Raw genomic sequence first — 24,871 nt, 5'->3', positions numbered from 1 at the left:
AAATCCCCTCTTCGCCGCTGCCGAAATCCAGTACACCTCGAGAGGAATCGTGCCTGTATGACTGTCTCCGAACTCGCCACCCACGTGAGAGCTCAGGCAGTTACGGCTGCCAACACGCATCCGTTGGTGGCCAGTGCCAAGCAGTATGCCGACGCCGTACTGCTACCGACCGCGCTCGAAACGGATCGGCACGGAGTAACCCCTGAACGCATTGTCGAGTTCTCCGACCTCCACCTGTTGAACCATCTGGCGCCGGCCGAGTTCGACGGGGCACATGTCGACCGACATAGTGATCGACTCCTCCACGAAGTCCTGGCCGGTGCCTGCCTGAACACGTGGCTCGTATGGGCGCAGCATGCGCCAGTGGTCGGGCGACTGGCCGATGCACACGCGGCAGGCACCGAGTTACCCCCGATCGCCCACCAGATTCTGCGCGGACGCCTACTGACCGGAGCGGCGATCAGCGACGTCCGGCGATACCCCGACCACTTCATCGCGGCGACGCGTGAATCTGCCGGCTGGACGTTCTCCGGCACTGTCTCGTGGGTCAGCGGTTGGGGCCTGAACACCGTCTTGATGGTGGCTGCTGTCGAAAGCTCGACCCGCACCGTTGTGACCGCACTGGTACCGATCAACGAGCGTGTTCAGTCCTCCGATCTGGAGTTGAGTGCCGTGGCCGGTAGTCGAACGGAACGAGTGACATTGTCCGAAGTGTTCGTACCGGAAGCGCATGTCATCAGCAGGGTTCCTCTATCCAAGTACCGCACAACCGATTTCAGCACGGCAAGCGACGCCCGGCCACATCATTTCGGGCTTGCCGACAGAGTCCTCGGCGAACTCGAGCAGGCTCATCCCACTTCCCGTGAGCTCGCCGACCTGTGGCGCCCCCGGATCGCGCAGCTTCGGACCGACGCATACGCACTCTCCGACGCAGCCAAGAGCACGGGGAACGAAAGGCACCGAATCGATGAGCGGCTGGCGGCAAAAGTTGCCATGGGCGAAGCTCTCGTCACCCTCACTCATGCCCTTGTCATAGCCCGAGCGGGACGGGGCATCGTTCGCGACAACACTGCGCAGTTGTACGCGCGCACAGCCCTCTTCGTCCTGGTGCAAGGACAAACAGCCGAAGTACGTGACGCGCAGTTGTCCCATCTCGCACAGATCAGGAAGAAGCAATGAGCACCGAATTCCTCTGGTACATCCCCAATCAGGTTGAGCCCGGCCACCGCGGCGACAACACGCAGGCCGGTCACAACAGCCTCGAAACCCTCACTCGCCAGGCACTCGCGCTGGAGCAGAACGGTTGGACCGGTGCCCTGATCGGCGCAGGCTGGGGGCGTCCGGACACCTTCACGGTGGCCACTGCACTGGCCGCGCGGACAACCACATTCGAGCCACTCATCGCGATCCGCCCCGGATACTGGCGCCCGGCTAACTTTGCGGCGTCTGCGGCGGCACTCGATCACCTCACCGGCGGTCGCGTCCGCGTCAACATCGTATCCGGCAAGGACGATCTCGCTGCCTACGGAGACACCGATGGTGATCAAGCGAATCGCTACGCGCGGACCCAGGAGTTCCTCCAACTCGTTCGCAAACTGTGGACCGAAGAGAACGTGACCTACCGCGGCGAGCATTTCCACGTGGAGAACTCGACCATTGGGCCGCGCATCGAGACTCGGCCGGGCCGTCCACACCCGAAGCTCTACTTCGGCGGCGCCTCGGAAGCCGCCGAGAAAGTCGCAGCCGCGGAGGCCGATGTCCAATTGTTCTGGGGCGAAACACTTGACGGTGTCGCCGAACGCATCGACAGACTCGAGGCACTGAGTCGACAGATCGAACGGCAACACGCCCCACTGGAATACGGTTTGCGGATCACCACCTTTGTCCGAGACACAACAGAGCAGGCGTGGAAAGAAGCCGAGGAAAAAGTCGCACAGATGGCAGCCCGCCAGCGCGAACAAGGTGCACCCGAATCGCTGGCACAGAATCCACACCGTCGAAGCGCAGTTGGCCAACAACGCCTGCTCGATCTGGCCTCGCGCGGTGAGGTACTCGATGACAACCTCTACACCACGCCCGGCAAAGTGGGCGGTGGTGGCGCGGCAACCACGTGGCTGGTCGGTTCCGCCGAAGACGTTGCAAAATCGCTACGTAAATACGAAGATCTCGGGATCAGTCACTTCGTTCTGTCCGACACCCCGTACTTGCCCGAGATCGAACGCCAAGGCAGCCAGCTGCTTCCGCTACTTCGCGGATGACCGCCGAGACCGACACTCCAACTTCTCTCAGCCCTAAGTATCGACGCCATCTGGTGATGGTCTTCGCGCTCACGAACACCATCAGTTTCATCGAGATGATCCAGATCCTGCCGGTGATCCTCATTCCCATCGCCACCGATCTCGATGTCTCACGCACCGCCGTGGCAGGTGCCTCCACAGTATCGACGCTGGTGGGCGGACTGGCCGCTTTGCCCGTCGGTCGCATCCTCGACCGGCGGGGCGGACGCACGCTCATGGCCACCGGCTCGGTGATCGGAGCAGGCTCGGTACTGATGTGGTCACAGGCAACCAACCTGATGTCGCTGTACGTTGCGTTTGCCTTGATCGGGCTGGCACTGGCAATGTCGACGTACGAGTCGACCTTCGCGGTGATCGTGGTGGCGACCGAAGCGCATCAACGAAATCAGGCGATTCTCACCGTCACGATGATCGCCGGACTGTCGACATATCTGGTGTATCCACTCCTCGGTTGGATGAACAGCGAATTCGGCTGGCGCACAACCTTGATCATCCTGTCGGCGATACTCGTCACTACCGCGGTTCCGGGTCATCTGTGGGCCGTACCGTCGCGCGCCGCTCATCGCAACCGAGTCCGGGCAAGGTCAGGAACGCCTTTCGGTGCAGCACTGCGGCAGCGCCGGTTCTGGTTGCTGCTGATCGCTTTCGTCGCTCAGGCAGGATCGGCGTCGGCCTTCCTCCTACTCGTGATCGCATACTTGCTCGACCAAGGTCACTCTGTTGCGGTCGCAACATCAGTGCCCATCGCCGTCGGTGTCCTGCAGATTCTCTCGCGGCTGATACTCACAGTGGCGGGCACCCGTCTGGCCATCACACCGGTCACGTCGTGCGCCTTCGCCATACAGGGGTTCGGCCTACTGTTGCTACCACTCGCGGGCTTGTCGATACCCCTGACGTTGCTGTGCGTCGCTGCTGTGGGTCTCGGCCAAGGCGTCGGCGTCATCGCGCGGCCGTCGATACTGGCCGACAACTTCGGCGTTACCCACTTCGCGAGTGTCCTTGCCGCGATCACCATTCCGACAGCGCTGGCCCGAGCCGGCTCACCACTGCTCGGAGCGTGGCTCGCCGATTGGCGATTTCTGGTGGTCAGCGGCTCACTCGCATTGATTGCCGCCGTCGCGTTGCTTCCACTCATCGGAGTGAAATCCACCGCGGACAGCGAGCTCGTGGCCGCACGCGAGTGAATGTTGTGCACACTCAGGCCCGGTTACGGCGTCAGAAATTCCAGTTCAGTGCGCCGCCGGATGTGGACAACTCATCCACCGCGCCCGTGACAAACCCCTCGCGCCCCTCGGTCACGACCTTGCCGACATCCACGGACTCGCGATGGTCCATTGTTATCTGGCCCAGCTGAATGGCCAGGCCGGAGAAGACGGCCGACGCTGCTTCCACCGCAGCGGCTTCGAGCACCCCGGTCAGTAATTGGCGCAACAGCATTCGGACAGTAACCGCGGTAGCGACCTCCGCTGCGCCTGCTCCTACCGCACTCAGCCCGAGAGTGGGAATCGCTGCCGCTGCCATGGCCGCCAACTCGAGCGCCAGCGCGATCAACGCCGCGATGATCGCAAGTTTGGTGTACTCGATCTCCGTCGCCGTAGCATTGCAGGATTCCGCTAATTCCGTTGCGGCAGCAATCAATCGATCAAAGACATCAGCGACGCCACCGGAATCCTGCCAGAATGCATCGAGTGAATCGTGCGTCTCACCGGTGATTGCTGTCAGTACTCCTCTCAGTGTGACATCACCACCCATGGATGCACTGGTCAGATGGTCTGCAATCTCGGTCCACGCGTCACCCAATCGCCACAAGGAAGTCTCGTCCCCCTCCGGCCAGTCGCTACCCACTGCCACACTGGCAACGGCCTGCAGGTATCCCGGTATCTCGATTCCCATCAGAGACCACCTGCAAAGTTGTCGGCAAGTTCCGCGTCGACGCCCTCGAAGTTGTCCGAAGTCCGGTACAGCGCATCCGTGAGATTCCGCATGACGCCGGCCATCATCGAGATACCGGCAATCACCGACTCTGAGCCCGGAAGGTAGGCGGCGGCAAAAGTGTTGCCGACCTCGTCATTTCCCCAGCTCGAGCCTTCGGCAGTCATTTCCCGTTCGAGATCCGCTTTCGACCTCTCGATGTCTTCGGCGAGTCCCACGAATCGCGGTGCCAATGCACGCACAATCTGAACATCGATCCACAGTTCAGACATTGCCCGCGCTCCTGAGAACGGTCTGATCCCAATCCTGTTCCATGTGCTCGGCTATCTGAGGCACTGCGGACAGACCGCGCACGCTGGGCGCTCCGGTTATCAGATCTGGAAGATCCAACTGCGTCGCAGTGGTGAACGGCTTCAATATCTCGGCGTTTTGCCGACGCATGTCTGCCGACGCTGCCGTCGACGCCGCCAGCACCGACGCACCAAGCTTTTTCGGCGTTGATTTCGCACACGCGTCCGATGAGAATTTCACGCCGACAACGGCTCCGGAGGCATTGACGACAACCTCCACCAACCCGTCAGCCGACTGAGCACGCGCAGTCGACAACGCGATCTTCTCCTGCGCGAGCGCAAGTAACCGCGTCCGCTCGTGCAGGTCCTCCATCATTGAATCAATCTGCCCGCGAAGGACTTCCGATCTCCCCCGTGCCGTATTCCACTGCGCTGTACTCACGATGGCCCCCACCTCGCTCGACGTGCTCACCCGGATATCAGGTGCTCACCAAGTTCGACGCGGCCTGGCCTCGATCGGTTCCGTCAGCGTGGATTCAGCACCGGCGGATCAAATGCGCGAACAGGGGGAAGTTCCCCCTCGAACTTCTCGATCTGCACCAGGACGTGTTGTCCGGTGCATCCGTGTGACAGCAGCGACGTGCCGACGTCCGGGGTCAGAACATTGGGATTTCCGTGGACACACAGCGAGTCCGGGTCGGCCGGATCGAGTGGGTCGTACCAGGCTCCCGTCGCAAGTTGGACAACGCCCGGGTGAAGGTCTGCGTCGACGACAACACCTGCCAGGCACGCACCGCGATCATTGAACACCCGCACCACGTCCGCGCCGACAATGCTTCGCTCTGCCGCTGCATCGGGATGCATCCGAATCGGTTCTCGCCCGTGAATTTTCGACGCCTGGCTCACGGCGCCGTGATCGAGTTGGCTGTGCAGCCGCGTCTTGGGCTGGTTGGCGATGAGGTGCAGCGGAAAAGCCTCCGCACGTGGACCTTTCAGCCATTCATCAGGCTCGTACCATCGGGGATGGCCGACGCAGTCGTCGTAGCCGAAAGATTCGATGGTTTCGGAGAATATCTCGATCTTTCCGCTGGGTGTGCCAAGCGGATACTTCTCGGGATTCTCGCGGAAGTCGCCGAACAGAACCTCGTCGCCGCGCGTACGCATCCGGTAGTGACCATCGGCCCAGAAGTCCTCGAACGACGGGGTGTTGCCACCGTCCGCGTCGACGCTCGGCTGCCACTGACCGTAGAGGTGCTCGATCCATTGCTGCGACGATCGTCCCTCGGTAAACGTGTCACCGAATCCCAGCGCGTCGGCAAGTGCCGCGAAGGTCTCGTAGTCGTCGCGCGCACCTGCAAACGGTTCGGTGACCTGGTGCATCGCGACCAGCAACGCGTCGTTGCGCGTACAACTGAGATCGGAGCGTTCGAATGACGTGGTCGATGGCACCACGATGTCGGCGTGTCTGGCCATCGGCGTCCAGTACGGATCATGAACGACAATCGTGTCCGGACGTGCCAAAGCCCGCCGCAGCCTCGGGATGTCCTGATGATGGTGGAACGGGTTGCCGCCTGCCCAGTAGACCAGGCGAATGTCGGGATAGGTGAGGCGTCTGCCGTCGTAGTCGAAGTCTTCGCCGGGCGAGAGCAGAAGATCCGATACCGCAGCGACCGGAATGAAGTCCGTGACCGGATTCCGTCCTTGCGGGAAGGTGGGCAGCGGGTACGGGATCGACGTCATTCCCGGCTCGTTCATCGAACCGTAGCCGTGTCCGAATCCCCCTCCGGGAAGCCCTATCTGACCCAGCATCGCGGCGAGAGTCACCCCCATCCACGGGGCTTGCTCACCGTGTTTGATGCGTTGAAGTGACCAGGTGACAGAGACCAGCGTGCGACCGGCGGCCATGCGGCGGGCCAGGTCGACCAGTATCTCGGCAGGGATTCCTGAAATCTCCTGGGCCCAGTGAGGATCCTTCGCGATACCGTCACTGCGTCCGAGCAGGTACTCCTCGAATCGCTCGTAGCCGACGCAGTACCGGTTCAAGAATGCGATGTCATGCAAACCCTCCGAAGCGAGGACATACGCCAGCGCCAACATGATCGCCACGTCGGTCCCGGGAATCGGTGCGATCCAGTCACATTCACCGTCGAGATCGTCACGCAACGGGCTGATCGAGACGATCTTTCCGCCGCGACGACGGAGTGCGTCGATCGCGCCGCGAGTCGGATGCTCACTGGTACCACCGGCATTGACGCCAGTGTTCTTGATCGGCACCCCACCGAAGCACACCAACAGATCGGAATGTTGCGCGATGACGTCCCACGACGTGGAGCGTTCGAACAATTGACTGTGGGTCCCGACCACACGGGGCATGATGACGCCCGTTGCTCCGAGCGAGTAGCTGTGTACCGATTTGGTGTAACCGCCGAGTTGATTCAGGAACCGGTGAACCTGACTCTGCGCGTGGTGGAATCGACCGGCGCTGGCCCATCCGTATGAACCACCGAAGATCGCGTTGTTGCCGTGAGTGTCAACGACCCGGCGCAATTCGCGGGACAGCAGTTCTGTCAGTTCGTCCCACTCGACCGAGACGAACTCGTCAGAGCCCCGCTTTTCCGTGGGGCCTGGACCGTTCTCGAGCCAGCCACGACGCACTGCCGGGCCGGCCACTCTGCTGCGACTGCGCACCGAACCGGCGAAGTTGCCGAGCATCGGCGAAGGATTGGAATCTCCCTCGTACGGATGCACCGCAGTGACTTCGCCGGCTACCGATTCGGCAGTGAACATGCCCCAGTGAGACATGTGCTGATGACGCCGATTCGGCGTGGTGTCCACAGCAGCTACTTTCGATCAGGGAAGGGAAAGAACCAGCTTCTCGATGTCGACACGCGGTCCGGTGAAGAACGGAACCTCTTCGCGCACGTGCAAACGAGCCTCGGTGGCACGCAAGTCGCGCATGAGATCGACGATGCGAATGAGTTCCGGTGCCTCGAAGGCAAGAATCCACTCGTAGTCGCCGAGCGCAAACGACGGCACCGTGTTGGCGCGAACGTCCTTGTATCCGCGTGCCGCCATACCGTGATCGGCGAGCATCTTGCGACGGTCCTCGTCGGGAAGCAGGTACCACTCGAGCGACCGAACGAACGGGTAGACGCAGATGTAGTCGCCCGGATCCTCACCCGCGATGAACGACGGCACGTGGCTCTTGTTGAACTCGGCCGGACGGTGCACGGCGGAGTTGCTCCACACCGGAGCGCTGATCTTGCCCAGTGTCGTGGTGCGGCGGAAGTCCGAGTACGCGGCCTGCAGCTGCTCGATGCTGGCTGCATGGGTCCAGATCATGAAGTCTGCGTCTGCGCGCATGCCGGCGATGTCGTAGATTCCGCGAACCACGACGCCCTTGTCTTCGAGACCTTCGAAGAACAAGCGGGCGTCCTTGACCGCAGCTTCCCGATCGTCGCCCAGCACACCGGGTTCCACCTGGAACACGGAGAACATGAGGTATCGGATTTCAGAGTTCAGTTTGTCGAAATCAAGGCGTGCCATACCTCTATCGTGCCACCCGTTCGAAAATCCGTGTCGCCGCCGTCGTGCCAGTGGCAACACACGCCGGAACGCCGACGCCGTGTAGCCACGAACCGGCCACCTCGATACCGTCCAATGCTGCGACCAACTGTTCGATTTCAGCCACTTTCTGCACGTGACCTGGTGCGTACTGCGGCAGTCCCCCATGCCAGCGCTGGACAAAGGACGCAGCCGGACTCGCAGTGATTCCCGTCACTGTTGCAAGATCAGCGCGGGCCAGAGCGATCAGTTCGTCGTCGGCGCGATCGACTATGTCTGCGGCACCGAAGCGGCCGAACGACGCCCGCACGAGATGCTCACCCCGATCGGCGAGATGGGTCCACTTGCGACTGGACAGCGTGAATGCCTTGGCCGTGAGATCTGCGTCCGTCGCGACGAGGATTCCCGAATTCTCCGGCAACTCGACATTGCCCGGCAGACGCATCGCCACGACAGCCGAGGACGCCAGCTCGATCCGAGCCGCGATCCGGGCGACCTGTGGCGCGACGTCAGCGAGGAGCACTGCGGCGTTCGGAGCGGGAACTGCCAGGACAATCGCGTCGACCGCGCCGACCGGATCGATGAACCAGCGGCTCCCGTCGGCGCGCACGACTCCGGCCTCCGCGTGAACGACATGCGCGGCAGCTGCCTCTCGGAGTGCATCCAGGAGCACTCCGTATCCGTCCTTCAATGCACCGAAGACCGGCCCGGGAGCCGGCGTCGGCAGCGCCGCTGTCACGGCTTCGGACAGGCTCCGCGCTCCGGCGTCCAACGCCGCCGCGAGGGCCGGCAATGCGGCCCGTATTCCGATGTTCTCCGCCAATCCGGAGTACACACCCCCGAGCAGTGGATCAACTGAGCGGGCGACTACCTGATCGCCGTATCGATCCGAAACAAGTTGGGCCACACTGCTATCCGAACCCGGAGTCCAGTCGATCCGGCGCTCCGGTTCGGCGGCGATCCGCGCCAGGGTTGCGTCGTCGACAAGATCCTCGACCGCGTCGGCGCTCGCCGGAATGCCCATCAACGTGCCTACGGGGAGACGATGCAACGAATCCTGCGACCAGATCAACGGAGTGCGTCCCGCCGGATACACGATCTGGTCGGTGAGACCGAGCTCGGCCAGAAGTGCCGGAACCTCGGGCCGACGCGCAATGAACGCCTCGGCGCCGACATCGATCGGCCCGCCGCCGATATCGACCGTTCGCAACTTTCCGCCGAGCCTGCGGCTGTGGTCGACGATCGTGATCTCGGCGTCCGCTCCGAGGCTACGGCGAAGCCGGTAGGCGGCGACCAGGCCGGAGATTCCGCCCCCGATCACCGCTACCGACGGACGCGTTGTCCTCACAGCGAATGCACCAGCTCCACCGCCGCCGTGATTGCGGCCGGATCGGTATCCGGAAGAACACCGTGTCCGAGGTTGAAGATGTGCCCGATGGCGCCGGCCTCGATAGCGCGGTCACCTTCAGCCGCGATGCGTCTGACCTCACGGTCGACCGCCTCGGGACCCGCGAACAGCACTGCCGGATCGAGGTTGCCCTGCAGCGCCTTGCCCGGACCGACTCGCCTCGCGGCAACGTCGAGCGGAATACGCCAGTCGACGCCTACGACGTCAGCCCCGGCTTCACCCATAGCGCCGAGCAGTTCACCGGTACCAACACCGAAGTGGATACGCGGCACTCCTGCGCTCGCAACCTCGGCCAACACGCGCTCGGAGTGTGGAAGTACGAACTCGCGGTACTGCGCGAGCGAGAGGGCTCCGGCCCAGGAATCGAACAGCTGAACGGCGTCGACACCGGCGTGGAGCTGTGCCTGCAGGAAGCAGATCGTGATGTCGGCGATCTTGCCGAGGAGCTGGTGCCACGTCGCCGGATCCGACAGCATGAGCGCCTTGGTCTTCTCGTGGTTGCGGCTCGGTCCACCTTCGACCAGGTACGACGCCAACGTGAAGGGCGCTCCGGCAAACCCGATCAACGGCACCGAACCCAATTCGGCGGTGAGCAGACGCACAGCCTGCGCAATTGCGCCGACCTCGTCGGGCACCAACCGCGGCAGGGACGCGACATCGTCGATCGAGCGAACAGGATTGGCAACCACCGGACCGACACCGGCAACGATGTCGAGGTCGATGCCGGCTGCTTTCAGCGGCACCACGATGTCCGAGAAGAGAATTGCGGCGTCGACGTCGTGGCGACGCACCGGCTGCATCGTGATCTCACAGACCAACGCCGGATCGAAGCAGGACTCCAACATTCCGATTCCGGCGCGGATCTCGCGATACTCGGGCAGCGAGCGGCCGGCCTGCCGCATGAACCACACGGGACGCCGCACCGGCGTCCGACCGGTGGCCGCCGCCAACAACGGCGCATCCGGAAGCACGCGCCGTGCGCTGTACTCCGCTGACCCGATGGTGCCTGAATTCAAGTTGTCCAACCCGCTCATCAATCCTCGCGCTCTCCGCCAACATGTGTATTCGACCGCTCCCAATGCTGCCATGTTCGGCGCGTAGAAAAGTCCACGTCACATTTCGTGACGGTGCTCACACTTATCTGTGCGGAGCACGTCACAGTTGATCGGCGCGCCTCCACCTCAGGGACCTTTTCCCCGACTAACGTCCTGACCTGTGACAACTTCCGGATCCACCGCTGACCCGGCCGAATTCCGTGCCGCAATCGCCGCAATGGGCTCAGCACAGGTCCGGTCCGAGATCGAAGTCGGTCCGATACGCCCGCCACAACGACTTGCCCCGTACAGCCACGCAATCGGCGCCGAGGTGCTTCACCCCGAATCGGACACCGTGTCCGAGCAATCGGAAGGTGACGCCTTCGGCCGACTCATCTTGCTTTTCGACCCCGACGGGGACGAAGCCTGGAACGGCACCATGCGTCTGGTCGCCTACATCCAGGCCGATCTCGACGAATCACTTGCCGCTGATCCACTATTGCCAGAAGTTGCGTGGAGTTGGCTGGTGGACGCCCTCGAAGCCGGGGGCGCTCCGTTTGTAGCGCTCGGCGGCACGGTCACGGCAACAACGTCGGTTCGCTACGGCGACATCGCGGGGCCTCCGCGGGCGCATCAACTGGAACTGCGGGCCTCCTGGACTGCCACGTCAACGGAATTGGGACATCACGTCGAGGCATTCTGCGAAGTGCTGGCCTACGCCGCGGGCCTACCACCCGCCGGGGTAACAGAATTGTCGCGAAAGAACGACTGATCCCCAACGCCGGTTTGATCATTCCACCAAAATCTAACTAGAACCCGTTCTAAAATCGGTAGATGCAGCGTCTCAGCGGACTTGATGCCACCTTCCTGTACCTGGAAACGTCGACACAGCTACTCCACGTCTGCGGCCTGGTGATACTGGACCCGTCGACCATCCCGGGCGGTTACCGCTACCGATCACTACTCGGCGAGTTGGACTCCCGCATGGCCGCGATGCCGACGTTCCGGCGCAAGCTGAAAGATTCACGCTTGAACCTCGACTACCCCGTCTGGGTGGACGACCACGACTTCGATATCGAACGACACTGCCATCGCACATCGGTACCGGCGCCAGGTGGCCACGACGAGCTGGCAGAACTTGCCGGACATATCGCGAGCCAACCGTTGGACCGTTCCCGTCCGCTGTGGGAAATGTGGGTCATCGAAGGACTTGCCGACGGAACCATCGCCGTCATGTCGAAGATCCATCACAGTGCCGCTGACGGCATTACCGGTGCCAACATCCTGGCTCAACTGTGCAGTCTGGAACCGGAATCCCCCGCACTTGTAGACACCACAGCCGAGAGCGCCGGTGACGCCGGCACACTCGACATCGCTGTCGGCGGCCTCCTCGCCGTAATTTCCAGGCCTGCGCGGCTGGCGCGCCTCGTCCCCGGCGGTATCGCGATGCTGCCCAAATGGGTAACCCGCGCCCGCAAAGGCAGAGCGATGCCTGCGCCGTTCACCGCCCCTCGAACGTCGTTCAACGGCGCCATCACCGGTCATCGCAATATTGCCTTCGCCCAGCTCGACCTGGCCAAAGTGAAAGCCGTGAAGGACCGTCACGGCGTCAAGGTCAACGATGTCGTTCTTGCGCTGTGCGCCGGAGCGCTGCGCAACTACCTCGAGGAGCGCGGCGAGCTTCCCGAGGATTCGTTGGTCGCGATGGTTCCCGTGTCGGTTCACGGGAAATCCGACCGCGCCGGCACAAACCAGATCTCCGGTATGTTCACGCAACTGGGCACCCAGATCGTCGACCCACTCGACCGCTTGCGCGCGATCAGCGAATACAACGCGACCTCGAAAAACCATAACGAGGCGTTGGGCGCAAACATGCTTCAAGACTGGTCACAATTTGCGTCGCCGGCAGTTTTCGGCGCCGCAATGCGCGTCTACTCCTCGCTCAAGCTCGCAGAACGGCACCCCGTCGTGTCTAATCTCGTGGTGTCGAACGTTCCCGGCCCGCCGGTTCCGCTGTACTTCCTGGGCGCACGCATTACGGGAATGTTCCCACTGGGACCCATCTTTCACGGCGCCGGACTCAATGTGACGGTGATGTCGCTCGACGGCAAAGTAGATGTGGGCATTGTCAGTTGCACGGACCTGGCACCCCAATTGCACGAACTCGCGCAAGGATTCGCCCTGGCGCTCGACGAACTCCTGGGAGCAGCCGAGAAAGGCGACGAAGAAAGTGACGGGGAAGGTTGCGCAACTACGACGCCTTCTGCGACGTAGAGTTATCGATCATGTCCGAAGTCACCGATGATGCAACCGAGCCCACGTCCGATGTCGAACCACTCCTGGTGCCGCGTGACGGTGTGCCTGATGTCATCACCACCGCAGACGGGATCGCGAAGGCTGCCGCTGAATTGACAGCGGGCACCGGGCCTTTGGCTGTTGACGCCGAGCGTGCGTCGGGATTCCGGTACTCCGCCCGTGCGTATCTGATTCAGCTCAGACGCGAGGGTGCCGGCTCGTTTCTGATCGATCCGATCCCCACCGCCGCGGACATGGCACCGCTGGCCGAGGCGATCAACCCTCTGGAGTGGGTTCTGCATTCCGCAGATCAGGATCTACCCGGACTGGCCGAGTTGGGGTTGTATCCGGCTGTACTTTTCGACACTGAATTGGCGGGCCGACTGGCCGGATTCGAACGGGTCGGTCTGGCCGCGATCGTGGAACGCACGTTGCATGTCGAGCTTCGCAAGGGCCACGGCGCCGCCGACTGGTCGACACGGCCACTGCCGGCACCATGGCTGAACTACGCAGCGCTCGACGTCGAAGTGCTGCTGGAATTGCGCGACGCCATGGAAGCCGAACTGCGTGCACAAGGCAAATTGGATTGGGCAAAAGAAGAATTCGAGCACATTCGACTTGCCGGCCCGCCGAAGCCGAAGCCGGATCGTTGGCGCCGCACGTCGCACATCACGTCACTGAAGACCACTCGCCAATTGGCTGCGGTGCGGGCGCTGTGGCAAGCGCGTGAAGATCTCGCACGTAAGCGCGACGTGTCTCCCAGCCGAGTCCTGCCGGATTCGGCGATCATCGACGCGGCACTCAAGGATCCCCGGTCGATGGATGCGCTGCGGTCGCTGCCCGTGTTCGGCGGACCGAGGCAACGACGCTATTCACGAATCTGGATGGCTGCATTGGAATCAGCTCGGTCCCTGCCGGACAGCGAGCTTCCCCCGAAGACTCCACCGAACATCGGCCCGCCAGCTCCCGGACGGTGGGCGCGTCAGGATCCCGAAGCCGCCGATCGTCTGACCGCAGCCCGCGCAGCCTTGTCGGATCTCAGTTCCGAGGTATCGGTCCCCGTCGAGAATCTCCTGCAACCGGAGCTGGTGCGTCGTCTGTGCTGGGACTGGACAATCGAGCCGGGATCGGACATCGCCGTGGTCACGGCTGCGATCGAGACGAAGCTCACGTCCGGCGGCGCCCGATTGTGGCAGCGCACCTTGACCGTGCCGGTCCTCGCCGAGGCGCTGAACTCGGTAGTTCCGGCAGAGGACGACGCGGTCGCGGCCGAGGAGGAAGCAGCGGCAACCGGCGAATCCTGACGGGGTTGCGGGTGTGGGTGGAGCAATTCGACCCGTTAAGTTACCGGTGAGTAATGGGCAGTAGTACGCTTGTTACAAGGCCGGACGCTTGGCCGTGATTGCCGAACCGTAAGTCCCATCCGCCCAGCGCGTGGTGGGCATCTCCATCAGGAGGAATTCGCGTGGCTCCATCCACACACAACCAACGCAACGTCGTCTTTGTCGACGGCATTCGCACCCCGTTCGGCAAGGCAGGCCCCAAGGGCATGTACGCCGAGACGCGTGCAGACGACCTGGTCGTCAAAGCCATCCGCGAACTGCTTCGTCGCAACCCGCAGCTGGATCCCGCGCGGATCGACGAAGTGGCGATCGCTGCCACCACTCAGACCGGTGACCAGGGACTGACCATCGGCCGCACCGCCGCGATCCTCGCCGGCCTGCCCGAAACCGTCCCCGGATTTGCCATCGACCGCATGTGCGCCGGCGCGATGACCGCCGTCACTACCACCGCGTCGGGCATCGGCTTCGGCCAGTACGACGTTGTTGTCGCCGGTGGCGTCGAGCACATGGGCCACCACCCGATGGGTGAGGGCGCAGACCCCAACCCGCGCTTCCTCGCCGACCGTCTGGTCGACCCGAGCGCACTCGTGATGGGTAACACCGCAGAGAACCTGCACGACCGGTTCCCGACCATCACCAAAGACCGCACGGACGCCTACGCCGTGAACAGCCAGAACAAGTACGACGCTGCCAAGAAGGCCGGCTTCATCGCCGACACGCTGGTTCCCGTCGCGACCCGCAGCGCAGCCGGTTGGGGGCTCGCCACCGAGGACGAGCCGCCGCGCCCCGGAACCACCGTCGAAGACCTCGCGAAGCTCAAAGCGCCGTTCCGCCCCGCCGGGCGCATCACCGCCGGTAACGCCGCAGGCCTCAACGACGGCGCCACGGCAGCACTTCTCGCCGGTGAAGACACCGCAGCGGAGCTCGGACTGCCCGTCGGCATGCGCATGGTCGGCTTTGCCTACCAGGGCGTCGACCCTGCGGTCATGGGTATCGGACCGGTCCCCGCCACCGAGAAGCTTCTGGCACGCACCGGTCTGAAGATCGAGGACATCGGACTTTTCGAGATCAACGAAGCGTTCGCGGTTCAGGTTCTCGCGTTCCTCGAGCACTACGGCATCGCCGACGACGACCCCCGCGTCAACCAGTGGGGCGGCGCCATCGCGTGTGGCCACCCCCTCGCCTCGTCGGGCGTGCGCCTGATGACGCAGCTCTCCCGCCAGTTCGCGACACGCCCCGACGTGCGCTACGGCTTGACCACCATGTGCATCGGCCTCGGCATGGGTGGCACCGTCATCTGGGAGAACCCGAACCACGCTGACTACCAGGCAGGAGTTAACTAAATGTCTGATATTGCAACAGCATTCGCCGACGAGGTCGTGACGAACGCGTACACCAAGATCATCTCGGTCCCCGGCATCGAGGGCCCGTTTGCACTGATCACCCTCGACAACGGCTTCGACCACACCAAGCCGTCGTCCTTCGGCCCCGGCGGGCTCGCATCCTTCGACGCCGCACTGGACGAAGCTTTTGCCGCGAACCCGGTCGCCATCGCCGTGACCGGCAAGCCGTTCATCTTCGCCGCCGGTGCGGACCTCAAGGGTGTTCCCGCGATCACCTCACGTGAGCAGGGACTCGAGCTGGGCCGCTTGGGCCACAAGGTGTTCCGACGCCTGCGTGAGTCCTCCGTTCCCACGTTCGCCTTCATCAACGGTGTCGCCCTTGGCGGTGGCCTCGAGGTCGGCCTGCACAGCCACTACCGCACGGTTGCCGCCAACGCGGGCGCACTCGGTCTTCCGGAAGCATTCCTCGGTCTGGTCCCCGGATGGGGTGGCACGCAGTTGCTCCCCAACCTCGTCGGCCCGTCCAACGCCGTCACCGTGGTGATCGAGAACTCGCTCAACCAGAACAAGGTGCTCTCCCCCAAGAAGGCACTCGAACTCGGCGTCGTCGACGTCGTTCTCGATTCCGCCGACTTCATCGAGCAGTCACTCGCCTGGGCCGCGCAGGTTCTCGCCGGTACCGTCACCCCCGCTCGCCCCGAGATCGATCGCGGCCAGGGCTGGGACGACGCGATCGCCCGTGCGAAGGCCATCGTCGACGGTAAGACCAAGGGCAACGCTCCCGGCGCCGTCAAGGCTGTCGAGCTGCTCGAACTGGCTCGCACCACCGACATCACGGATGCGGCTTCGCTCGACAAGGGCTTTGCGGCCGAGGACGAGGCGCTTGCCGATCTCCTCCTGACCGACGAGCTCCGCGCCGGCCTGTACGCCTTCGATCTGGTGAACAAGCGCGCCAAGCGTCCCGCCGGAGCGCCCGACCGTTCGCTGGCCCGCAAGGTCAACGGCGTCGGCATAGTCGGTGCCGGTCTCATGGCCAGCCAGCTCGCGCTGCTGTTCGTCCGCCAGCTCAAGGTGCCGGTCATCCTGACCGACATCGACCAGGAGCGCATCGACAAGGGTGTCGGCTACGTCCACACCGAAATCGACAAGCTCCTCGGCAAGGGGCGCCTGTCCCCCGACGCCGCGAACCGTCTCAAGGCCCTCGTCTCCGGCTCACTCGACAAGGCCGCGTTTGCCAAGACCGACTTCGTCATCGAAGCCGTCTTCGAGAACATGGACGTCAAGAAGAAGGTCTTCGCGGAACTCGAGCAGTTCATCGCTCCCGAAACCATCCTCGCGACCAATACCTCGTCGCTCTCCATCACGGAGATGGCGTCCGAGCTGAAGCATCCCGAGCGCGTGGTGGGCTTCCACTTCTTCAACCCGGTTGCCGTTCTCCCGCTCCTCGAGATCATCAAGGGCAGCAAGACCGACGACGCTACGCTCGCAACGGCTTTCGCCACCGCGAAGTCACTGAAGAAGTCTGCTGTCCTGTGCGGCGACAAGGCCGGCTTCGTCTTCAACCGCCTCGTCACCCGCACGTTGGGTGAGGTCATGTCCGCCGTCGACGAAGGCACCCCCTTCGACGTCGCGGACAATGCCATCGCCGAACTCGGCATGCCGATGTCGCCGTTCACCCTGCTGGCCCTCGTCGGACCCGCGGTTGCACTGCACACCGGCGAGACCCTGCAGGCGTCGTACCCGGAACGGTTCAAGAGCTCGCCCGGTCTCGAAGCACTCGTCGAAGCCCGCAAGCCCGGCGTCTGGACCTGGGGCGAGAACGGCCAAGCTGTCGATCCCGAGGTTGCCGCGCTGTGGCCTCGAGGCGACAAGGTGTCCACCTCGGAAGAAGTACTCGAGCGCACACGCCGTGCCTTCGCCGAGGAAATCCAGATCATGCTCGACGAAGGCGTCGTAGCGGCAGCCGAGGACATCGACCTCTGCCTGCTGCTCGGCGGCGGATTCGGATTCTGGAACGGTGGCATCACGCCGTACCTGGACCGCACCGGCACCTCCGAGGCCGTCAACGGCAAGCGCTTCCTCGCGCCTGGTGTTGCAAGCGTCTGATTCCCTCGCTCTGACAAAGCCGAACGGCGCACTCGAATTTTCCGGGTGCGCCGTTCGCGATAGTTCACACTGTGCGGCAGCTCAAAACACTGTTCCGACATCCTCTTTCACAATGTAGCCAAGTGCTCGCTCCGCCACGGCAGCGATAGTCATCGACGGATTGCACGCAGCAGCATTACCCGGCATCAAGGCACCGTCAAGCACGTACAGTCCGCGCTGGCCCTGCACGCGACCTTCGAGATCGCAGACCGTTCCCATACACGCGCCGCCGAGCGGATGCCACGTCGACGACAGCAGCGCATTCGTGTCGGTGAGGATGCCGGTGTTCCCGGCGATCTTGTGGGCGGCCGGCCCGATGTGGCCGAGCTGGATGGCAGAGTCGCCGTCCTTCGGCCAACGGAGCACTGCCTCGTCCCGCGCGGAGTCGTACACAAACCGGCCTCGGTCTCTACTGACACCGAATCCGACCATCACCGTGCTGTGCGCATCGAACGGCACCGGCGGGAACGACGCCTGAATGAGGGTGAACGCCGAATCCGGGTCGTCCCAGTTCCGGCTTCCGTAGACAACCGGGCCGCCTTGGGTGCTACCGAAATTCTCAGTGGGGTCGGACCAGATGTAGATGCGGTCGGCATTGGTGCCCCAGCCGCCGCCCAACTCGCCGGGCAGATCGGGAATCCGCCCCTGCGCACCGGCCCGCACGAGCAACTTGGTCGTGTTGGCGCTGCCCGCGGCCATGACCAGTGCCTTTGTCGTCAGGATCTTGTTCTCGAGCACCTGACCGGCTGTGTCGGTGCGGTTCACATATACCCGCCACCGGCCGTCTTCCGCGCGTTCGACGTCGGTAGCCTGGTGCAACGTCTCGACTTTCACCAATCCTGTGGCTTCTGCGGCGGCGATGTAGGTGACGTCCACCGAGTGCTTGCCGCCGTTGTTCACGCCCAGTGCGCCGTCGCCGTTGGTGTACGAGGCTTTCATCTCACCGCGCAGTTCGGCCAGCGCAAAGTCCCAGTCGATCGGCATCGGGATTTTGGACACCGGAAGCCCGGAACGCGTTGCATTGCGGGCGAATACACGGGCTGCCTCGTAGTTCGGACTCGCAACCAACTCGTCCGGCGTTACTGCGAGTTGCAGCATGGATGCCACGCGCTGATAGTGGACGCGGTCCATCGTCGCGTAGTCCAACTGCTCGGGAAAGTGCTCGTTGAAGACGGATTCGGCAGGTTGCAGCGTCATACCCTGATACACCAACGATCCACCGCCAACGCCGGCCGCGCAGATCGATGTCATGTTCTCCCCGGACACCGTCTCCAGCAACCCGACGTACGGCTCGAAAGCAACCGGTCTCCCGAAGAGCGTCGGACTGGACTGGTGCCACAGGATCCTTTTGTCAGGACTGGCCGGATGGGGAAATGTCTCGGCATTGGGACCCGACGGCCACCGAATTCCCCTCTCCAGCACCGTAACCGGAACGCCCGCCTCGGCCAGACGAAGCGCGGTCACGCCGCCACCGAATCCCGAACCGATCACGACAACGCGGTGTTCTTCGCGGGTGAGCGGCACCCCGACGGTTCTGGCAGCGGTACCGGCATTGGCCCGGGCAACACTCGGTATGGCCATTGCGGCCATTGCCGCGGCGGCTCCGGACAGAAAGGCTCGCCGTTTCAGTGCAGACATAGCTGTGCTCCCTTGGTGAATCGCCGATGTGCCGGCGGCGAAAACTCACGGGGCACCAGAAAATCAGGGGGAAGTGCCTAGTTCCGTATGGACAAAACAACCGAGCGAGTCCAAAACTAGACACTTACCGGAAAAGTGTCAAGAAAAGTTGAAGAGAAGGCTGATATCTAGGCTGTGGAACCCATTGCGGGTTGAAGCCAGCGAGTGAGAAAAGTTCGTAAATCGTCGTCGGAGTGGATGGACTCACTGTCGAACGCAATGACCGACAAACCCAGTCGAACGGCAATTTCGATAATGCCGTCCAACTCATCCTCGGTTGCGAGACCTCGCTCCACGATGGGCGAAAGAAACTCGTGTGCAACAGGTTTGGCACGTACCATCATCTCCGCCGAGAACACCGGATCACCCCGTTCGGCGAGCAACAACGTCGTCAGCACCGGGTGCGCCCGCACCTCGGCCCGTGACGCCACGATGAATTCGACGACGTATTCGCAGGCGCTCTCCACAGTAGCCAGTCGAGCCTTGATACCACTCAACATCTCGACAGTAAGATCGGACATCGCCTTCGACACCACTTCTTCACGGGACCCGAAGTTGGAGTACACAGTCTGGCGCGACACACCGGCTTCATGAGCGATCGCCGCCATGTTGACGGCCTCGAACCCGCCACCCTCGATCAGTCGAAGCGTGGCGTTCAAGATCTTCTGCTGCGACCGCACCGGACAATTATCGCCTATTACTACCCGATTCACCCAAACCAGGATTGCAACAAGGCCGCAGGTCACGACGATTTTCGAACCACTCGTGAAGATTTTCGGGCGAAATCACACTTTCGTGACCCAGTTCACGAAATTATGGGCTATGTTGTTACTCGCCGGTAGCTCATAGGGGTGAGCTCCGCACCACACCTTCCGAGCACTGCCGAGATCGATTGCCGCACCTATGCGTACGGCGTTCCGATCCGGCACGCGGGACTCTGCCGAGGACCGTCTTTCACACTTCTTTCTGTCGATCGCAGCAACTCGTGCGCTGTCGTCGACACGCATCGAGAGGCTTCCATGAAGAAGTTGTCCGCAGCATTTCGGCGCACGTCCACTCGACGACTCCGGATGGCCACATTGGTCGGCATGTCCGTCGTCGCAACATCGCTCTGCACCGTCACCGCGATCAACCCGGCCGCTGCCGCTCCGGCGATCCCCGAGTTTTATCAACCGCCGGCGGAATTCCCAGAAGTTTCCGGAAGTGTCATTCGCACTGAGCCGATGACCCTGCGGGCATCACTACCCGCGTACAACGGTCCGTGGCCCGCGCCGGCGCAACGAGTCATGTACACATCACGACTCCAGGACGGCACGCCCGCCGCGGTGACGGGCACCTACATCGACTCGTCGAAGCCGTGGCAAGGGACCGGCGAGCGACCAACCGTTGTCATCGGACCGGGCACGATGGGCCAAGGCGACCAGTGCGCACCATCGCGTGCCTTTCCCGACGCACTGCTGATCCAAACCGATCCACTGTCGATGTCCGCAAATCAGGAACTGTTCTCCGCCGGAACCTGGAATGCATTGGGGGCCCGCGTTTTTGTCACCGACTACATCGGTCTGGGCACCCCCGGCGTCCACACCTACGTCAATCGAATCGAAGAAGCACACGCAATGCTCGACGCCGCCCGGGCGGCGAACATTCTCAGTGGAACCGGCTCCGACACTCCCTTGGCTTTCTGGGGATACTCGCAGGGCGGCGGAGCGGCTGCAGCAGCGGCCGAACTCCAGCCGAGCTACGCACCGGAACTCAATCTCGCGGGAACCTGGGCTGGCGCTCCTCCCGCTGATCTGCGATCGGTACTCGGACAGATCGACGGCAACCTGATCGGCGGGGTCGTCGGATTCAACATCAACGGATTGCTCGCGCGTTATCCTGACCTGAATACATCGTTGGACAAGCGAATCACGCCGCAAGGGCGCGCGGTTCTTGATCAACTGTCCACCGAATGTGTCGGCGACATCATCGTGAAACACCCCTTCATGCGCACCGACGCACTGACGGTCGACGGCCGGCCCCTCCTTGCACACTTGGACGAGATCCCTGAAGCGGCAACGATTCTCGATGAACAACAGGTCGGCAACCTGACGCCTACGTCTCCAGTTCTCGTGACCAGCGGAATCAACGACGACACCATCCCCTATTCCCAGGCTCGCAGCCTTGCGCAGTCGTGGTGCTCACGCGGTGCCACGGTCACCTTCAGAACCAACGACCTGCCACCGATCGCACCCGGTACAACCTTTGTTAACCACTTCGGTCCGGAAATCATCGACGGATTCGGCCCGAACAACGCATTCGACTACCTCCGCGATCGCTTCAATGGAGTACCGGTGAGTGGATGCCAGTTCGACTGATCCCGAAGAGGTCGCTCTCAGGCCGCCGGAACAGGTTAGGCTTTCCTACATGAAAACTACCGTTCGCGGATGGGCAGCACTGGGTCTGGCTGCACTCACCGCCACCGCACTCGTAGCCTGCTCATCCGATTCGGACTCCTCGTCTGCTCCGGCGAACTCGGAGGGTTTCCCGGTCAGCATCGACAACGTCTTCGGCACCACCACGATCGAAACCCAACCGGAACGGTTGGTCACCCTCGGCTGGAACGCTCAGGACATCCTCTACGCCCTCGGTCTCACTCCGGTCGGACAGCCCAAGTACACATACGGGGCCGACGACAACGGAGTGATGCCGTGGGCACAGGAATACTTCGACGCTGACAAGACCACGCTGTTCGACATGCCGGCCACTGGCGAGCCGCCCGTCGAAATCGTGGCTTCCCTGACTCCCGACGCGATCCTTGCCCCATACGAAGGATTCGAGAAATCGGTCTACGAACAGCTGAGCAAGGTTGCGCCGACTGTCGCCTATCCCGGCGATGCGTGGCAGACAACCTGGCAGGACCAGACACGCATTGTCGGAAAGGCCGTAGGCAAGCCGACCGAAGCCGACGCATTGATCGAGGGCCTCGACACCACTCTCGCCGACACTGCCGCTGCGCATCCCGAATACGCCGGAAAGACCATTGCCGTCGTCAACTTCGACACCGACGCCAGCAACGTCAACGTGTACCTCCCGACGGATCCCCGTGTGCAGGTGTTGAACGAACTCGGGTTTGTCAACGCTCCTGGCGTCGAAAAGCTCGGCGCTGCCAATGCCGGTGGGTCGTTCTTCACGACGCTCTCCTACGAGAACATCGCCGACATCGACGCCGACGTGATTGTCGGCTTCACCGACGGAACCACCGACCCGGCAAGCATTCCCGCGGTCAGCGCACTCGACGCCGTCAAGCGCGGATCGACGGTCTTCCTCAGCGACACCAGAGTCATCGGCGGCCTCAGCAACGTCAACGTACTGAGCACCCCGTGGGTCCTCGACCAGATAACGCCGTCGTTGACGGAAGCTGCCAACCGCGTCGGCTGACAGTAAGTAACCCCCGCTTGTCGGTGTCACGACCTAGGCTCTGCGCATGCCTGAACTTGCTACTTCCGTGACCAGAGTTGTCAATGCACCCGTGGACACCGTGTGGCAGGTCGTCACCGACCTCGACGGCGCGGTCGACACCCTCACCGGCGTAACCCGTATCGAACGGCTTGCCGGTGAGGGGTACGCCGTGGGCACCAGGTGGCGTGAAACCCGCAAGCTGATGGGCAAGGAAGCATCCGAGGAAATGTGGGTCGTGGAGGTCGAGGCGCCCATTCGCACTGTGGTGAAAGCACATTCGAACGGCATGGACTACACGTCCGGATTCACGCTGAAGCCCGCACCCGGCGGCACGCTCCTCGAAATGAACTTCGCCGGCGTTTCCGAAGCCCAGTCGGCCGTGTCCAAAGTCCTCGGTGCTGTATTCGGGCGCCTCGGGCTTCGAATCACCCGAAAGATGATGGCTGCGGATCTCGCGGACTTCGCCGCAAAGGCCGAACGGATCGCATCAACCTGACGCGCGATCGGCGTCGCCGATGAATGTCCCGAACAACTCAGGTGGATAACAAGACTCGACTAACCGCCAAATCGCGCGTGGTGGGCGTAGCGTCCAGAGTGCTTTTACACGCGGACGACGCAGCGGGGCATCGTTCACTTGGCCCGGAGGGGGCAGGAATGGCATTCAGCGGTACCACCGACAGTGGCGGTTCCGGCGCTACACGCGCCGCCGTCGGACATGCAGTTCTCTTTGCCGGCGCTGCCGCGCTCGGCGGATTCCTGTTCGGATACGACACAGCTGTCATCAACGGAGCCGTCGGAGCGATCCGCGACAAATACGACATCGGCGCAGGTGCCACCGGCCTGACCGTGTCCCTGACCCTGCTCGGCGCAGCCTTGGGCGCTTGGATAGCGGGGTCACTAGCTGATCGACTCGGTCGCATCCGCGTCATGCAGATCGCGGCAGTGCTCTTTGTTGTCGGCGCCGTCGGTTCGGCCGTTCCGTTCAGTGTCTACGACCTGACATTCTGGCGCATCGTCGGTGGCGTCGCTGTCGGTTTTGCGTCGGTGATCGCGCCGGCATACATCGCGGAGATCTCGCCGGCCGCTATCCGCGGCCGCCTCGGTTCGATGTATCAATTGGCCATCGTGCTCGGAATTGCGGTGTCACAGTTGGTCAACTACGCCCTGCAAGCCGCTGCCGGTGGCGCGCGCAATCAGATCGCGGGCCTCGAAGCCTGGCAGTGGATGCTGATGCTCGAGGCAGTACCTGCACTTCTGTATCTCGTGATGACCACCACGATCCCGGAGTCTCCGCGCTTCCTCGTCGCTCAAGGCAAGGATGATCGGGCACGCAAGATCATCTCCGACCTCGAAGGCGGCGACCATGACGCCGTCACCGGCCGGATGAACGAAATTCGCGAGTCTCTCAAACTCAAGCAGGCCAAAACCACTGTGCGCGAGCTCTTTTCGAAACGACTCGGTGTCTCGTACCTGGTCTGGCTCGGCATCGCCTTGGCAGCACTCCAGCAGCTGGTCGGAATCAACGTCATCTTCTATTACTCCAGCACGCTGTGGCAGGCCGTCGGATTCGGCGCAGACCGCTCGCTCCTGATCAGCGTCGTCAGTGCGCTGGTCAACATCGTCGGCACCTTCGTCGCGATTGCCGTCATCGACCGCGTCGGACGAAAGCCGTTGCTGCTGGTCGGTTCCGCCGGTATGGCAATCTCACTCGGCACCGCGGCTATCTGTTTCCATTCGGCAACAGTGACAAAGAACGAGATCGGCGAATCCGTCGCGACCCTCAGCGGCGCCAACGCCACCATCGCCCTCATCGGTGCAAACGCGTTTGTGTTCTTCTTCGCGCTGTCATGGGGACCTGTCGTCTGGGTCCTCATCTCCGAGATGTTCCCCAACCGTGTGCGCGCTACCGCAGTCGGTCTCGCCACTGCAGCAAACTGGGTCGCCAACTTCCTGGTGTCCTGGACCTTCCCGTCGCTGGCCGATTGGAATCTGTCGCTCACCTACGGCGGCTACGCGGTGATGGCACTGCTGTCCCTGTTCGTGGTGCTGAGATTCGTGAAGGAAACACGAGGCAGCACACTCGAATCGGTGCAGTAATTGCA

At 62.7% G+C, this 24,871-nt stretch carries 21 protein-coding genes; 12 read left to right on the top strand and 9 right to left on the bottom strand.

Going from position 1 to position 24,871, the window contains the following annotated elements; genetic code table 11:
- Nucleotides 1-57: 57 nt before the first annotated feature.
- The 3 genes from CJ178_RS03365 to CJ178_RS03355 are packed head-to-tail and all read left to right on the top strand — an operon-like array spanning nucleotide 58 to nucleotide 3,481.
- On the top strand, nucleotides 58-1,179 hold the full coding sequence (locus CJ178_RS03365) for an acyl-CoA dehydrogenase family protein (RefSeq protein ID WP_095886095.1): 1,122 nt from the start codon (nucleotides 58-60) through the stop codon (nucleotides 1,177-1,179).
- On the top strand, nucleotides 1,176-2,258 hold the full coding sequence (locus CJ178_RS03360; RefSeq protein WP_095886094.1) for an LLM class flavin-dependent oxidoreductase: 1,083 nt from the start codon (nucleotides 1,176-1,178) through the stop codon (nucleotides 2,256-2,258). The genes CJ178_RS03365 and CJ178_RS03360 overlap by 4 nt, the downstream gene beginning before the upstream one ends.
- Entirely contained in the window at nucleotides 2,255-3,481 is a 1,227-nt protein-coding gene (locus CJ178_RS03355; RefSeq protein ID WP_095886093.1) for an MFS transporter, read from the top strand. The genes CJ178_RS03360 and CJ178_RS03355 overlap by 4 nt, the downstream gene beginning before the upstream one ends.
- A gap of 31 nt (nucleotides 3,482-3,512) precedes the next feature.
- Here the strand turns inward: CJ178_RS03355 and CJ178_RS03350 are convergent, their stop codons facing one another.
- From CJ178_RS03350 to hemE, 7 genes are all read right to left on the bottom strand, one after another.
- Entirely contained in the window at nucleotides 3,513-4,190 is a 678-nt protein-coding gene (locus CJ178_RS03350) for a WXG100-like domain-containing protein (protein WP_095886092.1), read from the bottom strand.
- On the bottom strand, nucleotides 4,190-4,501 hold the full coding sequence (locus tag CJ178_RS03345; RefSeq protein WP_033234752.1) for a WXG100 family type VII secretion target: 312 nt from the start codon (nucleotides 4,499-4,501) through the stop codon (nucleotides 4,190-4,192). The genes CJ178_RS03350 and CJ178_RS03345 overlap by 1 nt, the downstream gene beginning before the upstream one ends.
- A complete protein-coding gene (locus tag CJ178_RS03340) occupies nucleotides 4,494-4,895 on the bottom strand; it encodes a YbaB/EbfC family nucleoid-associated protein (RefSeq protein WP_257012989.1) in 402 nt (133 codons plus the stop codon). The genes CJ178_RS03345 and CJ178_RS03340 overlap by 8 nt, the downstream gene beginning before the upstream one ends.
- Nucleotides 4,896-5,044: 149 nt before the next feature.
- Complete coding sequence (locus CJ178_RS03335) at nucleotides 5,045-7,321, bottom strand: molybdopterin-dependent oxidoreductase (RefSeq protein ID WP_095887812.1); 2,277 nt, start codon at nucleotides 7,319-7,321, stop codon at nucleotides 5,045-5,047.
- Nucleotides 7,322-7,369: 48 nt separating this feature from the next.
- Complete coding sequence (hemQ, locus tag CJ178_RS03330; protein WP_033234754.1) at nucleotides 7,370-8,065, bottom strand: hydrogen peroxide-dependent heme synthase; 696 nt, start codon at nucleotides 8,063-8,065, stop codon at nucleotides 7,370-7,372.
- A gap of 4 nt (nucleotides 8,066-8,069) precedes the next feature.
- Nucleotides 8,070-9,431: a protoporphyrinogen oxidase gene (locus tag CJ178_RS03325; protein ID WP_095886091.1), complete on the bottom strand. Its 1,362-nt coding sequence runs from the start codon at nucleotides 9,429-9,431 to the stop codon at nucleotides 8,070-8,072.
- On the bottom strand, nucleotides 9,428-10,525 hold the full coding sequence (gene hemE / locus CJ178_RS03320; protein ID WP_033234756.1) for a uroporphyrinogen decarboxylase: 1,098 nt from the start codon (nucleotides 10,523-10,525) through the stop codon (nucleotides 9,428-9,430). Before hemE ends, CJ178_RS03325 begins: the two co-directional genes overlap by 4 nt.
- 181 nt (nucleotides 10,526-10,706) lie before the next feature.
- On the opposite strand from hemE, the gene CJ178_RS03315 reads away from it, so the two are divergent.
- The 5 genes from CJ178_RS03315 to CJ178_RS03295 all read left to right on the top strand — a co-directional run bounded on the left by CJ178_RS03315 (nucleotide 10,707) and on the right by CJ178_RS03295 (nucleotide 17,612).
- Nucleotides 10,707-11,297, top strand: a complete 591-nt coding sequence (locus CJ178_RS03315; protein ID WP_033234757.1) for a DUF3000 domain-containing protein — start codon at nucleotides 10,707-10,709, stop codon at nucleotides 11,295-11,297.
- 62 nt (nucleotides 11,298-11,359) lie between these two features.
- Nucleotides 11,360-12,799: a WS/DGAT/MGAT family O-acyltransferase gene (locus tag CJ178_RS03310; RefSeq protein ID WP_045067450.1), complete on the top strand. Its 1,440-nt coding sequence runs from the start codon at nucleotides 11,360-11,362 to the stop codon at nucleotides 12,797-12,799.
- Nucleotides 12,800-12,810: 11 nt separating this feature from the next.
- A complete protein-coding gene (locus CJ178_RS03305) occupies nucleotides 12,811-14,124 on the top strand; it encodes a ribonuclease D (RefSeq protein WP_095886090.1) in 1,314 nt (437 codons plus the stop codon).
- Nucleotides 14,125-14,285: 161 nt separating this feature from the next.
- Nucleotides 14,286-15,506 (top strand): thiolase family protein, encoded by a 1,221-nt coding sequence (locus CJ178_RS03300; RefSeq protein ID WP_033234758.1) that lies wholly within the window; start codon nucleotides 14,286-14,288, stop codon nucleotides 15,504-15,506.
- The gene (locus CJ178_RS03295) at nucleotides 15,507-17,612 is read left to right on the top strand and encodes a 3-hydroxyacyl-CoA dehydrogenase NAD-binding domain-containing protein (RefSeq protein ID WP_033234759.1); all 2,106 of its coding nucleotides are present in this window, start codon (nucleotides 15,507-15,509) and stop codon (nucleotides 17,610-17,612) included. It begins immediately after the preceding gene.
- 81 nt (nucleotides 17,613-17,693) lie between these two features.
- On the opposite strand, the gene CJ178_RS03290 is transcribed toward CJ178_RS03295, so the two are convergent.
- Both CJ178_RS03290 and CJ178_RS03285 read right to left on the bottom strand, forming a co-directional pair.
- Nucleotides 17,694-19,289: a GMC oxidoreductase gene (locus tag CJ178_RS03290; protein WP_095886089.1), complete on the bottom strand. Its 1,596-nt coding sequence runs from the start codon at nucleotides 19,287-19,289 to the stop codon at nucleotides 17,694-17,696.
- A gap of 167 nt (nucleotides 19,290-19,456) precedes the next feature.
- On the bottom strand, nucleotides 19,457-20,008 hold the full coding sequence (locus CJ178_RS03285) for a TetR/AcrR family transcriptional regulator (protein ID WP_095886088.1): 552 nt from the start codon (nucleotides 20,006-20,008) through the stop codon (nucleotides 19,457-19,459).
- Nucleotides 20,009-20,347: 339 nt separating this feature from the next.
- Here CJ178_RS03285 and CJ178_RS03280 point away from each other — a divergent pair, with 339 nt between their 5' ends.
- The 4 genes from CJ178_RS03280 (at nucleotide 20,348) to CJ178_RS03265 (ending at nucleotide 24,866) form a co-directional block, all read left to right on the top strand.
- Nucleotides 20,348-21,685, top strand: a complete 1,338-nt coding sequence (locus tag CJ178_RS03280; protein ID WP_257012988.1) for a lipase family protein — start codon at nucleotides 20,348-20,350, stop codon at nucleotides 21,683-21,685.
- A gap of 49 nt (nucleotides 21,686-21,734) precedes the next feature.
- On the top strand, nucleotides 21,735-22,748 hold the full coding sequence (locus CJ178_RS03275; RefSeq protein WP_095887810.1) for an iron-siderophore ABC transporter substrate-binding protein: 1,014 nt from the start codon (nucleotides 21,735-21,737) through the stop codon (nucleotides 22,746-22,748).
- Between the two features lie 46 nt (nucleotides 22,749-22,794).
- Nucleotides 22,795-23,265 carry an SRPBCC family protein gene (locus tag CJ178_RS03270; RefSeq protein ID WP_033234762.1) on the top strand — a complete coding sequence of 157 codons (471 nt, stop codon included), beginning with the start codon at nucleotides 22,795-22,797 and terminating at the stop codon, nucleotides 23,263-23,265.
- A gap of 158 nt (nucleotides 23,266-23,423) precedes the next feature.
- Nucleotides 23,424-24,866, top strand: a complete 1,443-nt coding sequence (locus CJ178_RS03265; RefSeq protein WP_095886087.1) for a sugar porter family MFS transporter — start codon at nucleotides 23,424-23,426, stop codon at nucleotides 24,864-24,866.
- Nucleotides 24,867-24,871 lie beyond the last annotated feature (5 nt).

The sequence above is a fragment of the Rhodococcus sp. ACPA4 genome, assembly GCF_002300185.1.
In the GTDB taxonomy this organism is placed as follows: Bacteria; Actinomycetota; Actinomycetes; order Mycobacteriales; family Mycobacteriaceae; genus Rhodococcus_F; species Rhodococcus_F globerula.
This window is presented reverse-complemented; position numbering and strand designations above follow the sequence as displayed.

Coding starts and splice junctions, on each gene's coding strand:
- hemQ (WP_033234754.1), bottom strand. CDS start 8,065: ATGGCACGCCTTGATTTCGACAAACTGAACTCTGAAATCCGATACCTC.
- CJ178_RS03270 (WP_033234762.1), top strand. CDS start 22,795: ATGCCTGAACTTGCTACTTCCGTGACCAGAGTTGTCAATGCACCCGTG.
- CJ178_RS03355 (WP_095886093.1), top strand. CDS start 2,255: ATGACCGCCGAGACCGACACTCCAACTTCTCTCAGCCCTAAGTATCGA.
- CJ178_RS03305 (WP_095886090.1), top strand. CDS start 12,811: ATGTCCGAAGTCACCGATGATGCAACCGAGCCCACGTCCGATGTCGAA.
- CJ178_RS03290 (WP_095886089.1), bottom strand. CDS start 19,289: ATGTCTGCACTGAAACGGCGAGCCTTTCTGTCCGGAGCCGCCGCGGCA.
- CJ178_RS03345 (WP_033234752.1), bottom strand. CDS start 4,501: ATGTCTGAACTGTGGATCGATGTTCAGATTGTGCGTGCATTGGCACCG.
- CJ178_RS03295 (WP_033234759.1), top strand. CDS start 15,507: ATGTCTGATATTGCAACAGCATTCGCCGACGAGGTCGTGACGAACGCG.
- CJ178_RS03310 (WP_045067450.1), top strand. CDS start 11,360: ATGCAGCGTCTCAGCGGACTTGATGCCACCTTCCTGTACCTGGAAACG.
- hemE (WP_033234756.1), bottom strand. CDS start 10,525: ATGAGCGGGTTGGACAACTTGAATTCAGGCACCATCGGGTCAGCGGAG.
- CJ178_RS03335 (WP_095887812.1), bottom strand. CDS start 7,321: ATGTCTCACTGGGGCATGTTCACTGCCGAATCGGTAGCCGGCGAAGTC.
- CJ178_RS03265 (WP_095886087.1), top strand. CDS start 23,424: ATGGCATTCAGCGGTACCACCGACAGTGGCGGTTCCGGCGCTACACGC.
- CJ178_RS03360 (WP_095886094.1), top strand. CDS start 1,176: ATGAGCACCGAATTCCTCTGGTACATCCCCAATCAGGTTGAGCCCGGC.
- CJ178_RS03275 (WP_095887810.1), top strand. CDS start 21,735: ATGAAAACTACCGTTCGCGGATGGGCAGCACTGGGTCTGGCTGCACTC.
- CJ178_RS03365 (WP_095886095.1), top strand. CDS start 58: ATGACTGTCTCCGAACTCGCCACCCACGTGAGAGCTCAGGCAGTTACG.
- CJ178_RS03280 (WP_257012988.1), top strand. CDS start 20,348: ATGAAGAAGTTGTCCGCAGCATTTCGGCGCACGTCCACTCGACGACTC.
- CJ178_RS03340 (WP_257012989.1), bottom strand. CDS start 4,895: ATGATGGAGGACCTGCACGAGCGGACGCGGTTACTTGCGCTCGCGCAG.
- CJ178_RS03350 (WP_095886092.1), bottom strand. CDS start 4,190: ATGGGAATCGAGATACCGGGATACCTGCAGGCCGTTGCCAGTGTGGCA.